Genomic DNA, 535 nt, shown 5'->3' with positions numbered 1-535 from the left:
TTCTTTTCCTCGGGGTACTTAGATGTTTCAGTTCTCCCGGTTTGCCTCGTTATTCTATGTATTCAAATAACGATAGTAGATTCTTCATCTACTGGGTTTCCCCATTCGGATATCTTGGATTAAACGCTTCTTATCAACTCATCCAAGCTTTTCGCAGATTAGCACGTCCTTCTTCGCCTCTGATTGCCTAGGCATCCACCGTGTACGCTTAGTCACTTAACCATACAACCTGAAGTGCTTTGTACAGGTTTCAGATGACAGGGTTCAGACGACAGTCTGATACCTTTTCTATCTTTAACCTGCTTACTTTAGGTTGATTCTAATAACTAGACTTGACTGCTTTTGTTCAGTCAAGATTTTTACTCAAACGTTGAGTCATCTAACAATTATCAGTAACATTACTGTTACCTGACCACTGTTATCTGAACTCTGTTTTCAGCTTGTTTCCAAATTTTTAAAGAACATTAAGATAATCAAAAATCATCTTTAGATGGCGTCCCCACGGGGATTCGAACCCCGGTTACCGCCGTGAAAG

General features: G+C 40.2%; 1 rRNA gene. It reads right to left on the bottom strand.

Features of this window, described 5'->3' with window-relative positions:
- Positions 1–222 (bottom strand): 23S ribosomal RNA (locus E0709_RS12175); the annotation flags it as partial.
- Between the last annotated feature and the right edge of the window lie 313 nt (positions 223–535).

Source organism: Lonepinella koalarum (genome assembly GCF_004565475.1).
GTDB classification, from domain to species: domain Bacteria; phylum Pseudomonadota; class Gammaproteobacteria; order Enterobacterales; family Pasteurellaceae; genus Lonepinella; species Lonepinella koalarum.
Note: the sequence above shows the minus strand (reverse complement) of the source record. Positions and strands in the feature narration are given on the sequence as shown.